Here is a 14,205-nt window from a genome sequence, read left to right as displayed (position 1 = left end):
GTACCCGACGGCCACCAGCAGGTAGGCCGGGTCTGCGTGGGAGACGTACGTCGACTGGGAGTTCACGTCGTCGTACGGAAATCCGTAGGCCCGGCCGTCGATCGCGTTGTCGTGCCAGAACTTCGCGTAGAAGTTCGCCGGCGCGCTCCGGTAGTACGCACCCGGCTTGTTCGCCTGTGCCGTGGTGACGTGCCGGTTCAGCGCGGCACACCGGTCCGGGTCGCCGCCGAGCGGCCCGCTGCACCCGAGGATCTCCGCGCTGGTGGCGGCGTTCGTGTAGTCGGCGTAGTAGTCCGCGTAGGTGCCGCCGGGCCGGAACTCCGGGTCCCCGCCCGGCGAGAGGATCTTGTCGGTGCCCTGGGCCAGGTGATCGAATTCGGCCGGCACGGCGGCTCGGAACCTGGCGAAGGTGGCCGCCCGCGACTCGCTGAACAGCGCCGGCTTCTCCCCTACCGCCTGGTCGAAGCCGTCCGCGGCGTGCAGCCGCATCGCGATCTTGAGGACGAACGCGTCGACCCGGGTGGTGTTGCCGTTGAACTGGTCCGGCCCCACGGTGAACTCGATGAAGTCGGCGTACTTGCCGGTCGGCGAGCCGAGGTGGAAATACATCCGGCCGGACGAATTGGCCGGCATGTCCAGGTAGGGCTGCTGTGCGATGGACCGGGTCCGCCCGTCGAAGGTCCAGAACACCTTGCTGTCCGGGTAGGCGCCGTTCGTGCGGTTCAGCACCTTGACGGTCAGCACGTTCTTCGCCTTCGGGATGCCCGAGGTGTCGCCCCAGAAGGAAGCGGGCTTCCGCTTCACCGAGGGGGACGGGGAGACGGAGGGCGTGCGGCTGGGCGCGACCGACGGTGCGGCCGGGGACACCACGACCGAGGGGGCGACCGCGACCGGAGGGACGACCGCGGCCGGCCCGGCGACAGAAGACGGAGCGGCGGCAGCGGACGGGGCCGGCGACGGGGCACAGCCGGCGACCGTCAGGAGAACGGCGACGGCCGGCAGCCAGCGAGAGGGCAGCGTGGGCACCCGGCCAGCGTGGCCGGGCGCCCATCGACGGTCAACGTGACGAGCACTGCCCGCGGGTTTGTGTTATCCCCGCTCCGCGGCCAACTCGGCGAACGCGGTGAGCGACTCCGGGTTGGCCAGCGCCCCCTTGGCGGCAGCCGACTCCACCGGGGTGCCGGTCAGGATCCGCTTCACCGGGACTTCGAGCTTCTTGCCGGACAGCGTCCGGGGCACCGCCCGTACCGAATAGATCTTGTCGGGAATGTGCCGCGGCGACAGTGACGCGCGCAGCTCCCGGGCGATCCGCGCGCGCATCGCGTCGTCGACCTCGACCCCCTCGGCCGGGACCACGAACAGCAACAGCTCGCCGTTCGGGTCGTCGGGCAGGTCCAGGTGCACCACCAGCGCGTCGGCGACCTCGGGCAGGCTCTCCACCACCGAGTAGAACTCCGAGGTGCCCAGCCGCACCCCGCCCCGGTTCAACGTGGCGTCCGACCGGCCGGTGATCACACAGCTGCCGTCCTCGCCGATGGTGATCCAGTCGCCGTGCCGCCAGACGCCCGGGAAGACGTCGAAATACGCCTCGCGGTAGCGCGAGCCGTCGACGTCGCCCCAGAAGCCGACCGGCATGCTCGGCATCGGCGCGGTGATCACCAGCTCGCCCAGCTCGCCGATGACCGGCTTGCCCGCGCTGTCCAGGGCCTCCACCCGGGCGCCCAGGCTGCGGCCGGAGATCACCCCGGCGCGGACCGGCAGCATCGGCGCGCCGCCGACGAAGCCGGTGCACACGTCGGTGCCGCCGGAGAGCGACACCAGCTGCAGGTCGCGGCCGACCGCCTCGTAGACCCACGCGTAGCCCTCGGCGGGCAGCGGCGCGCCGGTCGAACCGACCCCCTTGAGCCGCTTGCCCGGCGTCAGACCGGCCTTGCGGCAGGCCATCAGGAACGGCGCTGACGTGCCGAAATACGTGATACCGGCGGTGTCGACGAGCTCCCAGAGGGTGGACAGGTCGGGCCAGCCCGGATTGCCGTCGAACATCACGATCGCGGCGCCGACGGCCGGGCCGCTGGCCAGGTAGTTCCACATCATCCAGCCGGTGGTGGTGAACCAGAAGAACCGGTCGGACGGGCCGAGGTCGTGGTGCAGCGCGAGGATCTTCAGGTGCTCCAGCAGGATCCCGCCGTGGCCGTGCACGATCGGCTTGGGCAGCCCGGTGGTGCCGGAGCTGTAGAGCACGTAGAGCGGGTGGTCGAAGGGCACCGGCTCGAAGGCCAGCTCGTCGTCGCCGTCCAGCTCGTCCCAGTCGCCGCCACCGTTGAGGTATCCGATGGTGATGACGTGATCGACGGACGGCAGCGCTGACTTGATCGCCACGATCTCCTGGGACCTGTCGATCGGCTTGTCGCCGTACCGGTAGCCGTCGGCCGCGACCAGCACCTTCGGCTCGATCTGGCTCCAGCGGTCGATCACGCTGCGGGAACCGAACTCCGGCGCGCAGGACGAGAACGTCGCGCCGAGGCTCGCGGTGGCCAGCATCAGGACGTAGGTCTCCGGGATGTTCGGCGCGTAGGCCGCGACCCGGTCGCCCTTCTGCACACCGCGGGCCTTCAGCCCGGCACGCACGCGCCGCACCTGCTCACGGAGCTGCCGCGCGGTCAGGGTGATCGGTTCGCGGCTTTGGGAGTACGCCAGGACGACCGGCTCGTCGTCACCGATGCCGGGCATCCGGAGCACGTTCTCGGCGTAGTTGAGCGTGGCGCCGGGGAACCAGCGTGCGCCGGGCATCTCCGGGCTGTCCAGCACCGTGACCGGCGCGTGGTGCGCGACCACGCCGAAGTACTCCCAGATGGACTCCCAGAACGAGGACAGGTCGGTGACCGACCACTCCCACAGCGCCGCGTAGTCCGGGAAGGTCAGCCCGCGTTCGCGCCGCAGCCACTCGAGATAGTCGCCGATCCGGGACGTCTCCCGGACGTTCGCCGGCGGCTCCCAGAGGACTGTGCCCATCGTCACCGTCATGCGCTCACCCTAACGTTCATTCAGCCGGTCGCGGACGTCACTCCTCGGCCCGGGCGCGCTGGATGGCGGCGCGCCTCGCGAGACGATGGTCACGGCGGATCAAAGCTTCCTTGAAGCGGCGCTGGTCGTCCATGTCGGTCATCACCACAGGCGGGACCTGGCGCGGGTGGCCGGCCACATCCACCGCCACGAACACCAGGTAAGCGGTGGCCACCGGAAGCGGCGGCGCGCCGAACACGTCCCAGCGTTCCGCGGCCAGCTTCACGCCGACCTCCATCGAGCTCTTGCCGGTCCAGTTGACCTGCGCATACGCGTGCACCAGGTCACCGACCCGGACCGGCTCCAGGAACACGATCTCGTCGATCGCGGCGGTGACCGCGGTGCCACCGCTGTGCCGGGCGGCCGCCGCGCCGGCCACGTCGTCGACGAACTTCATCAGCACGCCGCCATGCACCGTTCCGTACAGATTCACGTCGATCGCTGTCATGATCTTGCTGAGCGTGACGCGGCTGTGTGCGATGGGTCGTCCCGTGAGCTGTTCGTCCATGCCGGCACATTACGACGCGCTTAGCGGTCGTTGCCGGGCCGGAGTAGCCTGCCGGATCATGCGCCACCTCCGGTCGATCCTCTACGCGCTCGTGCTCGCGCCCGCCATCTGGGTGCTGGCCGGTGTCGGTTTCACCCACGACCTCGTCAGCCGCGGGCGGGACCTGTTCACCGCCGAGTCGCTGAGCGGCCTGCTGCTCCTGGTCTTCGCCGGCATCCTGCACGCGATCATGGCGTTCACGCCGATCTCGCCGGCCGGGCCGACCCTGGCCGGAGCGGCGTACCTGGGTGTGACGTACTGGGCATGGACCGCACCGGAGTCGTACGCCGGGATCTGGTCACCGGACGTGGTCAAGGCCGACTTCGACCTGAGCCGCCCGGGCTACGGCCTGGCCGCGCTGCTCGCGGTGCCCCTGCTCTGCACCGCGCTGAGCGCCCGCCGCTGGGCCCGCTACGAGCCGCCGGTGCTGCCGATCATCGGCGAGATCGGCCGGTTCCGCGGATCGGCCAAGGTCGCCGGCGACTCCATCGCCGCCGAGCGGACGACAGTGCTGCGGACCGGGCAGCAGGTGCCGCCGCGCCAGCCGGCCGAGCTCACGGTCGCGATCCCGGCGCAGGCCGCGTCGTCTTCGGCTTCCGCCGACCGCACCCAATTGCTCCGTACGCCGGCCGCCGAGCCGACGGCGCCTCTGACGCACGCCGAACCCACGGCCGTCCTGACCCCCGCCGAGCCCACGGCACCCCTGGCACCTGCCCCGCCCCCAACCCCGGCCCGCGCTCCGTCTTCGGCTTCGTCTTCGGCTTCGGCTTCGGCTTCGGCTGACGCCACGATGATGCTGCCCGCGGCCACCGCCGCCCCGACCCCCGCAGCCCCGGCCGCCGCCGCCTCGATCCCGGCCACCGCCGCCCCGGCCACCGCCGCCCCGATCCCGGCCACCCCGGCCGTCGCAGCCCCGGCCGCCGCCTCGATCCCGGCCACTGCCGCCTCGATCCCGGCGGCCCCGGTCGTCGCGGCTCGGAGTTCTGACGAGGAGCCGACCACCGTCCTCGGTGGGCCGGTTTCCCGCACTCCCGAAGCACCCAATTCTAATAAATCCGGCATTACCGCCAATCCAGCTATCACCGCGAACGCCGGAAAAAGCGCTGCCGAAACCCCCTCGAACGACCCCGACCGGACCGTGGCGATCCCGCTCCAGCCGGCGGCCGGCCCCACCCCGGCAAGCCAGAAGCCGGGAGACGAGGAAACCGAGGTGCTCTCCGCGGTAGCCCTGGTCACCCCGCCCAGCGAACACACCGAAATCCTCAAAATCCCCACCCAGCGTGTGAACTAGCGGCGCGCTCCGCACCCAAACTCCCCACACACGCCCACCGACCGGGCAACGTGGGGACTTACGGTCCGCTCCGCACCCAAACTTCACACACACGCCCGCTGACCGGGCAACGTGTGAAGTTTGGGTGCGCTCCGCACCCAAACTTCACACACACGCCCGCTGACAGGGCAGCGTGTGAAGTTGCGGTGCGCTCCGCACCCAAACTTCACACACACGCTCGCTGGCCGGGCTGCGTGGGGAGTTGCGGTGCGCTTCGGGCCTGGTGGGGGTCAGACGGCGATGGCGGGAAGCGGTGGTGGGGCGGCCGGTGACCGGGCGGTGAAGCCGCGCCAGGCCTCGGCCATCGCCTGCACCCCGGCGGTCAACACCGCCGGCTCCGCGACGAACGGGATCCGCAGGTGGCCGCCGCTCCCGCCGGACGGGTCCAGCGAACCGCCGGGCAGCACCGCGACACCCTGCCGCAGCGCGGCCTGTGCGTAGGAGGCGGCGTCGCCGTAGGGCAGCCGTACCCAGAGGGTCTGCCCGCCGACGGCCGGCTCGAACTGCCAGTCCGGCAGGTGTTTCCGCAGCTCAGCACAGAGATGATCGTGCCGGGTGGCGAGCACCTCCGCGCGCGAGGCGATCAGCGTGTCCAGGTCGGTGAGCAGTTCTGCCGCGGCGAGCTGGTCGAGCACGCCGCTGCCCAGGTCGTTGACCGCCTTGAGCCGGCCGAGGCGACCGATCAACGCCGGCTGCGCCCGCACCCAGCCGATCCGCAGTCCGCCCCAGACCAGCTTGCTCAGCGACCCCACCGTGATCAGCTCATCAGCGCCCGGTGCGAACGCCGCGGTGGGCACGGCGGCCGGCACGAAAGCGGTGGGCACGGCGGCTGACAAGAGTGCGGGGGCTGGGAAGGACAGCTCCGCCAGCACGTCGTCGACGATCAGGGGTACGCCCTCGGCCACGGCGGCTGCCACGATCGCCCGGCGCTCCGGCGAGGGCAGGCTGCGACCCGTCGGGTTGTGACACAGCGCGATCAGATAGGCCATCGCGGGGCGCCGCGCGAGCTCCCCCTCGTACCCCTCAAAATCGGTCGGGACCGGCCGCAAAGCCGCCGCCGACTCGCGAAAGATCTCCAACGCCCCGGGGTACGTCGGCGCCTGGACCAGCACCTCGGCGCCGGGCGCGACGAGCGCCCGGGCCAGCAGCGCCAACGCCTGCTGACCGCCCGTGGTGACCAGGATCTGCCCGGCCGTGGTGGGCACCCCACGCGCGGTGTACCGGGCAGCCAGCGCGTCCCGCAACCGTGGGTGACCGGCCGGGTGGTAGCCGAGGTCGGGCCCGCCGAGACCGTCGAGCGCGGTCCGATAGGCCGCGATGATCGCCGGTGGTGCCGCGGTCGGCCCGGCGCAGGCGAACTGCGCGACGTGGTCGGGCGGGTCGAGCAGGTGCAGGAAGACCGGGTTCACGGTCGGCTCGGTCGCGTGCAGTGATCCGGGCGGCGACCCGGCCACCCAGGTACCGCTGCCCTGCCGCCGGACCAGCCGGCCCTCCTGGCGCAGCAGGTCATACGCGGCGACCACGGTGGTCCGCCCGGCGGAGAGCCCCGCGGCGAGGGCCCGGTCGGTGGGCAGCCCGGTGCCGGGCGGCAGGTCACCGTCGTCGATCAGGGCCCGGAGGCGACCGGCGAGCAGGAGGTAGAGCGGGCCGCGGCCGGCCGACCAGCGGCCGAGGCGGGCGGCGAGCTCCGCGGGCGGTATTGGACTCATCAACGGACCAATATATCGGCAATGGCTCTGTCCCCGGGCGGTCCGGGCGCGGAGCATCGGTGGCATGCATCCCGAAACCCGCATGGTCCACATCTCCGCGCCGGTGCCGGACGGGAGTGTGCCGCTGTCCGTGCCGATCTACCAGACGTCGTCGTTCGCGTTCGACGACCCGGAGCTGATCGCCGACGGCCTGCACCACCCGGACCGCGCGTACGCCTACTCGCGGTTCGCCAACCCCACGGTCCGCGCCCTGGAGAACGCGGTCGCCGATCTGGAGGGCGGCGCCGCCGCGATCGCCACCTCGTCCGGCATGGGCGCCATCACCATGCTGCTGAACGGCCTGCTCGGTACCGGCGACCACGTGATCGCCCAGCGCGACGTCTACGGCGGCACCCACGCGCAACTCCAGGACCTGGCGAACCGGTTCGGCGTCCAGGTGACCCGGATCGGCGGGCACGACCCGGAAGAACTCCGCGCCGCGCTGACCCCGCGGACTCGGGTCCTCTACCTGGAGACGGTCGCCAACCCGACCGGCCACGTCAGCGACCTGCCCGCGCTGGCGCCGATCGCCCGCGCGGCCGGCGTGCTGACCGTCGTCGACAACACGTTCGCCACGCCGATCTTCTGCCGGCCGATCGAGCACGGCGCCGACGTGGTCGTGCACTCGGCGACCAAGTTCCTGGGCGGCCATTCCGATGTGACGGGCGGCCTCGCGGTCTTCGCCGACCGGGCCCGCTACGAGAAGCTCTGGGAGCACGCTGTCGAGTTCGGGGCGACGGCCGACCCGTTCGCGGCCTGGCTGACCATCCGTGGCCTGCACACTCTCGCCCTGCGAATGGAACGGCACGCCGCGAACGTGGCCCGGGTCGCCGGCTGGCTGGCCGGCCATCCCGCGGTCGCGGCGGTGCGCTGGCCGGGCGATCCGGCGCACCCGAGTCACGCGGTGGCCGCCGGTTTTGTCAGTGGTTTCCCGGGGGCGTTCTGCTTCGACCTGGCCGGCGGTCACGACGCCGGGGTCCGCCTGATGAGCCGGCTCCGGGTCATCCGGGCCGCCGCGTCATTGGGCAGCACCGGTTCCCTGATCCTGCATCCGGCGAGCACCACGCATCGGCAATTGACTCCGGAGCAACTCCAAGAATCACACCTAAGCCCCGGAACCATCCGAATCGCCATCGGCATCGAGCACCCGGACGACCTGGTGGCAGACCTGGAACAGGCGCTGGATGTAGTCGTTCGTTAATGCGTATGACGTTCTGCAAATTGTTGTTAACCAATGCGGTCTTTTGCGATCGGTCCAACGTGGATATCGTGGTCACGCTTTTGGACTACGGGGGGTAACCAAGAAGCAACGCGCTGGGAGGCCCCTCGCCCCCTCGCTGGAAGGACCACATTGTCTGAGACGCCGTTGTGGCTGCAGGGCCGCTCCGCCGTGATCGAGGCCGCCGATCCGTCCGAGTTCCGGCACGGCACGCCTGACTACCACCTGTCGCACACCGTGATGCCCGGGCAGCGCACCACGGACCACGCGCCGAACTCACTCGAGGCCATCGTCGAGTCCATCGTGCAGGTCTTCGAGATGGAGGTCTCGCACAAGAAGGAGCCGTCGACCTGGGTCTCGATGGTCTCCGAGCACTTCCGCACCAACGTCAACGGCGGCGGCTGGGCGTCCTCTCAGGACATCGCCGACCAGGGCAGCTACAACGTCCTGATCGGTGACAGCCCGTTCTACCAGGCCGAATCGTTCGACGGGCAGCACGACGTCTTCCACGGCGCTTTCCCGAACGGTTTCTACTGGGAGGTGCTGCAGGTGCTCAGCCCGCCGCCGGTGATCGCCTTCAAATGGCGGCACTGGGGCTCGTTCGACGGCGAATACCACGGCCACAAGCCGAACGGGAAGACCATCGAGATGTTCGGCATGAGCGTCGCCAAGGTCAACGACGACCTGAAACTGCTCGAGGTCGAGCACTACTACGACCCGAACGCGTTCCTCGGCAGCCTCACCGGCGGCTGCCCGGTCGCAAAGAGCTGATCCGGTCGCAAAGAGCTGATCCGGTCGCAAAGAGCTGATCCGGCGGTTGGTGCCGTTCTGGCCGGCGGCACCAACTGATCACCATCAAGATCAAATTCATGATGTCGTGCGTCCGCCGGGGTACAGATCGTCGCTCCCGCCGGGACCCCTGCGGGCTTCGCTGGCCGCTGGCGCGTCCAGAACGCGAAGCCCTCCGGGGCGACGTCCGTGGGTGGTCACGGAAAACCCGTGCCGGTGTCCGACGCTGCCGAAGGCGAACTTGTGGCACGCCTCCGGCAGCCCGGCGGATGACCGCCCCTACACAGTCAGCCGTAGGTAGTCCAGGTTGAACCCACCGGTTTCACAGTAGACCGTGATCAGCTGATCACCATCAGCCAGCGAGATGGGCGTCTCGACCGTTTGGTACGTGCCCCATCCCCCGGTGGCCGGAACCGAAACGGATGACAACACCGCACCGGACGCGTCCCGGATCGAGATCGCCCCGGTCGCCTCGGCGCCGCTGCCGTTCGCCACCCGCAGCTGCAGGCGGTACGTCCCGGCCGGCACCTCGACGCGGTAGGACAGCCAGTTCCCGGCGGCGGTCCAGCCGATGTTGTGGCCGCCGCTGGCCGCCGCGTTGCTCTCGACGAAGTTTCCGCCGCCCTCGGTCCAGCCGTGCTGCGCGGTGTACCCCTCGGCCTCCACGACGGCACCGACCGGCGCGCCGTGCGGACGGACCGTCACGTGCACCGTCGTCTCCGCGTGCGCCTTCCCGTCGGTGACCGCGACGGTGAACTGCTGGGCACCGGCGGCGAGCGGGTTCAGCGTGACCACACCGGTCGTCGCGTCGAGGCGGGCGCCGGCCGGCAGGTCGGTGGCGTAGAAGACCAGCCGGTCCCGGTCGGCGTCGGTGGCGCGCAGCCGGACCCGGGTCGTGCCGTACTGGTCGGCGGTCACGTCCGGAACGCCGGCCAGACGCGGGGCGTGGTTGTGCCGTGCGTCCGGCTCGCCGCCGCTCCAGCGATACGTGGCGTACGCCCCGGCCGGCACGGTCGTGGTGAACGAGCGGGCTCCGGTGAGCACCCGCACGGAGGTCGCCGCCGGGTTGGCGTTGCCGAGGATCGCGACGTAGTCGTCGTGGTCGCGGAACACCACACTCGTCACGCCGTTGTCGGTGGCGCTGGACTCCACCCGGACGTGCTTCGGGGTGAGGTACTTGGCGAACTGGCCGAGCTGGTAGAGCTCACCTCGTACCGAAAAGGTCTTGGTGGTGGTGTTGACCTTGACCAGGCGATCCGGCCATTTGCTGGTGCGGGCGACCTCGTCCCAGTCGACGTCGTTGTTGCGCTCGCCGGTCCAGTGCAGCGTGCCGCCGTCCTGGTCGGTGGCCTGCGCCCAGAGGATGTAGGAGCTGGCGTCCAGCCGGAAGTAGGACAGCACGGTGGCCGGCGACAGATCGCTGGTCTCGGTCATGTGCACCGGCTTGCCGGTCTGCTGATAGGCGTCGCGCATCACCACCGGATCACCCCAGTACGGGTGGAAGGCGATCGCGTCGGCAGCCGCCGCGGCCTTCGGGTCGTTGAGCACCCGGTAGTAGTTCTTGGTCGCGGTGCTGTTCGGGTCGCGCCAGTCCCAGAAGTTGAAGTCGTGGATGTAGAGGTCGGCGCGCACCCCGGCCTTGCGGAACTCCCGCTTGATCGCGACCGACAGCTTCTGCTGCTGCTCGACGCTGATGTCCATGGCCGGGTAGACCACGTCCATCCCCGGTTCGTTGAGCAGCGTGATCGCGTCGACCTTGATGCCGTGCCGGGCGTACGCCTGCAGGTACTTCACGTAATACCTGGCGAAGACCTCGATGCAGTCGTCGCGCAGCTTGCCGGCCTGGTAGAAATCGGTCGTGCTGCCGGGCTTGAGGGCGACCTCGCCGAGGAACTTGTTGTTGGTCTTCATCCAGGCCGGCGCGCTCCACGCGGACGCGAAGAAGGTGGCCTTCGGGTTGTACTTCTGGATCAGCTTGATCGTGTCGACGATGTGCAGGTCGATGTCGCGCTGGATGGAGAAGTGTTTGAGCTGCCAGTCCTCGGTGACGCCGGTCGGCAGGTCGTCATAGGACCAGAACGGCAGGTGCTCGATCAGGTCCGGGCTGCCGATGGTGAGCCGGAAGCGGTCAAGGCCGGCGCCGGTCCGCGGGTCGGCCAGCAGCCGGATCGCCCGGTCCCGCTCGGCCGGGGTGAGCTTCCACAGGTTCGACACCGCGGTCTCGTCGATCGAGAAGCCGATCCCGGAGTAGGTCTGCTCGGTCCGGCTCGGGTCGATCACCACGGTGGCGTCGGCGGTCTTGGCCGAGGTGGTGAGCCGGGTCGACGGCAGTGACTGCCACTGCGCGGTGCCCGCCGAATAGGTGCCGGTGACGATCGGCGCCGGGTGCGCGGAGGGCACGCCCAGGGAGCCGGCGGCCATCGCGGCCGCGACGAGCGGTTTGAGCAACAGCATCAGTTGAGCACCCACTTCTGGTTGGCGCCGGTGCCACACGTCCACACCTGAAGGCGGGTTCCGTCCGCCGAGGTGTTGTCCTTCACGTCGAGGCATTTCCCGGAGTACGTGTTGACCAGGTGCTGCGACGCGCTGTCATAGGTCCACTGCTGCGAGGTGCCGGTGTGGCAGTCCCAGAGGTGGGCGAGCGTGCCGTCCGCGGTGCTCGGCCCGACGATGTCCAGGCACTTGCCGAGCGAGCGCAGCGTCCCGTCCGATGCCCGGGTCCACTGCTGCGCGGTCGAGCCGTTGCACGTGTAGAGCTGGACCGCGGTCCCGTTGGTGGTGACGCCGCCGGCCACGTCCGCGCACTTGCCGCCGAGCCCGGTGATCGTGCCGCCGGTCTGCGGCGGGGTGCCGGTGCTGCCCGACCAGGTGAACGTCGCCGTGGTCCGGGCCGGCAGGGTGTAGGTGAACGACTGGCCGGACCAGTTGACCCGGACCGACTGGCTGGACGTGCCGCCGTTGTGCGCGATCAGCGCCTTCGAGCCGTCCGGGTTCTTCCAGGCCACGTTCGGCACCGCGCTGGTGGCGTTGGTGTCGATCCGGACCGCGCCCGGCTTCACGAACTTGGTCAGGTGCCCCATCGTGTAGTACTCGACGGTGTAGTCGACCTGGCCGGCCCGGGCGCCGCCCTCCTGCACGGTGATGAAGCCGGTGCAGGTGCCGCAGCCGCCGTTGTGCGGGCCCATGCTCTGGTTGACGCCGAGGCTCCACTTGACCACCGAGCTGCCCCAGTTCCGGGTGTAGTCGATGATGTTGTTCATGTCCTCGTTCTGCTGATTGCCGATCCAGGTGCCGCCGGAGTGCTCGGTCTCGAACTGCTTCACGGCCGGGTACTGGTTGTGCACGTCGGTACCGATGGTCGGGCTGCCGCCGTACCCGTGCCAGGCGATCCCGCCGAACAGCGGGTCACTGCGGATCCCGGCGTCGTTGAGGATGCCGGAGCCGAAGCTGGCGTAGTCGCCGTAGTTCCAGTCGTGGACCAGCACCTTGGTGTTGATCCCGGCCGAGCGCAGCGCCGGGTACATGTAGTTCTTGGTGAACTCCACCAGGCCGGACGGGTTCCAGCTCATACCGGGGTAGTTCATCGCGGTCGGGTTGCCGGCCTGGCAGCAGTTCGGCTCGTTCTGCACCGACAGGTAGTCGACCGGGATGCCGGCCGCCTGGTAGCTCTGGATGTACCTGACCAGGTACTGCGCGTAGGTCGGGTAGTTCTCGAACTTCAGCCAGCCCATCTGGTCCATCCGGCCGTTGTCCTTCATCCAGCCCGGCGCGCTCCACGGCACGCCCATCACCCGCAGGGCCGGGTTGAGCTGCTTGGCCTGCTGGGTGAGCAACCGGACGTTCGTGTCGTAGCCGCCGGCGCCGAAGTCGTTCAGGTCGCAGCAGGTGTCGTCGAGCGAGACGTTGCCGGGCCGGGACAGGTCGGACGCGCCGATCGGGTTGCGGACGAACGAGAGCCCGATGCCGTTCGTGGGGCTGAACAGCTTGCTCATCACGGCGTCCCGGGTGGTCGCGCTGATCGGGCCGCCCCGCATCAGGTACGCGGTGGTGTCGGTGATCGAGGCGCCACCGCCCTCGAAGGTCTGGTAGCCGGTGGCCTCGTTGACGGTGATGGTGGTGCCGGCGCTGCCGCCGGCCGGGCCGAACGCGACGGCCGCCTGCTGCTGCAGCCCGCGGGTGACAGTGCGGCCGGCACTGTCCGATGTGGTGGTGAGGTAGACGTTGACAGCCTCGCCGGCGGCGAGCGCGGCCGGCGCGTAGAGCACGCTGCCGGCCAGAACCGCGGCGGCGAGCAGGGTCTTGCGCATGACTGACTCCCTCGAGGGAAGGGGATGGCGTAACAGGAAGGAAACCTTTGCCAAATACGTCAGTCAATGAGTAGGGGGTTCCGGATGAGTCGTTTCGGTTCCGGAACCGTGAAACACGTCAAGCAGGCGCCGGGCCGGTCGAGCCGCGCACCACGAGTTCCGTGCCGAGCTCCAGGTGCAACGCGTCCAGCCGGTGCCCGCCGAGCATCCGGAGCAGCAGGTGCACCGCCATCCGGCCCATCTCGCCGAGCGGCTGCCGCACCGTGGTCAGCATCGGGTCACAGGCCGAGCCGAGATCTATGTCGTCGAAACCGGCCACCGACAGGTCCTGCGGCACCCGCAGGCCCCGTTCGGCGGCCGCCCGCAGCGCGCCGACCGCCATCTTGTCGTTGAACGCCAGCAGCGCGGTCGGCCGCTCCGGCAGGTCGAGCAGCTCGGCGGCGGCCCGGTGACCCAGCGCGGTGGTCGGCTCGGCCACGAACCGGGTCAGCTCCGGCGCGTGCAGCACGCCCGCCTCGGCCAGCGGCGCGAGGTAGCCGTGGAAGCGGTTGTCGCTGGCCAGCCAGTCCCGCGGGCCGCCGATGATGCCGATCCGGCGGTGACCCAGCTCGATCAGGTGCGCGGTCAGCGCGCGGGCGCCGGCGAAGTGCGCGGCGGAGACCGCTGCCACGTCGCGCGGCGGCGAGATCCGCGGGTCGACCAGCACGAACGGGAAGCCGCGGTCGCGCAGCCGGACCAGGTCGGCACCCGGCTCGGGCGGCAGGATCAGCACCGCGCCGGCCACGTCCCGGCGCTCCGGCAGGGTGGGCAGCACCCGGGCCTGCTGCGCGGCGGTGCCGGCGTTCAGGATCACGTGCAGGCCGTGCGGCTCGAGCGCCTCGGCCACCGCGGAGACGATCAGTCCGAAGTAGTCGGTCAGCACGTACGGGCAGCGCACGAAGACGCCGGCTGCCTGTGACCGGGCGCCCCGCCGGCGCGGCGCCCGGCCGCCCAGCGTGTGCATCGCCCGCAGCACCTTGTCGCGGGTGTCCGGCGCGACGTTGGCGCGGTCGTTGAGCACCCGGGAGACGGTGGCGATGGAGAGGCCGGTGCGGGCGGCGAGATCGCGTACGGTGACTCTTGTTTCATCGCCTTGTTTCACGCATAAAGCATAGACCAGGATCTTTTCGTACCCTACCGCAGGGTGACCCGGTAGTCCCGCG

Annotated in this window: 10 protein-coding genes; 3 read left to right on the top strand and 7 right to left on the bottom strand. The window is 70.2% G+C overall.

Annotation, left to right across the window (positions count from 1 at the left end):
• From Apa02nite_RS15705 to Apa02nite_RS15695, 3 genes are all read right to left on the bottom strand, one after another.
• Nucleotides 1–1,026, bottom strand: a 1,026-nt coding sequence (locus Apa02nite_RS15705; protein ID WP_203825583.1) for a glycoside hydrolase family 64 protein, incomplete at its 3' end; no start/stop codon positions are given.
• 63 nt (nt 1,027–1,089) lie between these two features.
• Entirely contained in the window at nt 1,090–3,012 is a 1,923-nt protein-coding gene (locus Apa02nite_RS15700; RefSeq protein ID WP_203825590.1) for an acetoacetate--CoA ligase, read from the bottom strand.
• A gap of 49 nt (nt 3,013–3,061) precedes the next feature.
• Nucleotides 3,062–3,571 carry an acyl-CoA thioesterase gene (locus Apa02nite_RS15695; protein ID WP_203825582.1) on the bottom strand — a complete coding sequence of 170 codons (510 nt, stop codon included), beginning with the start codon at nt 3,569–3,571 and terminating at the stop codon, nt 3,062–3,064.
• Nucleotides 3,572–3,629: 58 nt separating this feature from the next.
• On the opposite strand from Apa02nite_RS15695, the gene Apa02nite_RS15690 reads away from it, so the two are divergent.
• The gene (locus tag Apa02nite_RS15690) at nt 3,630–4,901 is read left to right on the top strand and encodes a hypothetical protein (protein ID WP_203825581.1); all 1,272 of its coding nucleotides are present in this window, start codon (nt 3,630–3,632) and stop codon (nt 4,899–4,901) included.
• 269 nt (nt 4,902–5,170) lie between these two features.
• On the opposite strand, the gene Apa02nite_RS15685 is transcribed toward Apa02nite_RS15690, so the two are convergent.
• Nucleotides 5,171–6,649 carry an aminotransferase-like domain-containing protein gene (locus Apa02nite_RS15685; RefSeq protein ID WP_203825580.1) on the bottom strand — a complete coding sequence of 493 codons (1,479 nt, stop codon included), beginning with the start codon at nt 6,647–6,649 and terminating at the stop codon, nt 5,171–5,173.
• A 64-nt stretch (nt 6,650–6,713) separates the two neighbouring features.
• On the opposite strand from Apa02nite_RS15685, the gene Apa02nite_RS15680 reads away from it, so the two are divergent.
• Entirely contained in the window at nt 6,714–7,889 is a 1,176-nt protein-coding gene (locus Apa02nite_RS15680) for a trans-sulfuration enzyme family protein (RefSeq protein WP_203825579.1), read from the top strand.
• A gap of 150 nt (nt 7,890–8,039) precedes the next feature.
• Entirely contained in the window at nt 8,040–8,678 is a 639-nt protein-coding gene (locus Apa02nite_RS15675; RefSeq protein ID WP_203825578.1) for a nuclear transport factor 2 family protein, read from the top strand.
• 297 nt (nt 8,679–8,975) lie between these two features.
• Here the strand turns inward: Apa02nite_RS15675 and Apa02nite_RS15670 are convergent, their stop codons facing one another.
• The 3 genes from Apa02nite_RS15670 to Apa02nite_RS15660 all read right to left on the bottom strand — a co-directional run bounded on the left by Apa02nite_RS15670 (nt 8,976) and on the right by Apa02nite_RS15660 (nt 14,144).
• Nucleotides 8,976–11,150 (bottom strand): carbohydrate-binding protein, encoded by a 2,175-nt coding sequence (locus Apa02nite_RS15670; RefSeq protein ID WP_203825577.1) that lies wholly within the window; start codon nt 11,148–11,150, stop codon nt 8,976–8,978.
• The gene (locus Apa02nite_RS15665; protein WP_203825576.1) at nt 11,150–13,003 is read right to left on the bottom strand and encodes a ricin-type beta-trefoil lectin domain protein; all 1,854 of its coding nucleotides are present in this window, start codon (nt 13,001–13,003) and stop codon (nt 11,150–11,152) included. Before Apa02nite_RS15665 ends, Apa02nite_RS15670 begins: the two co-directional genes overlap by 1 nt.
• 118 nt (nt 13,004–13,121) lie before the next feature.
• Nucleotides 13,122–14,144 carry a LacI family DNA-binding transcriptional regulator gene (locus Apa02nite_RS15660; protein ID WP_067688853.1) on the bottom strand — a complete coding sequence of 341 codons (1,023 nt, stop codon included), beginning with the start codon at nt 14,142–14,144 and terminating at the stop codon, nt 13,122–13,124.
• Between the last annotated feature and the right edge of the window lie 61 nt (nt 14,145–14,205).

The organism is Actinoplanes palleronii, assembly GCF_016862315.1.
In the GTDB taxonomy this organism is placed as follows: domain Bacteria; phylum Actinomycetota; class Actinomycetes; order Mycobacteriales; family Micromonosporaceae; genus Actinoplanes; species Actinoplanes palleronii.
Note: the sequence above shows the minus strand (reverse complement) of the source record. Positions and strands in the feature narration are given on the sequence as shown.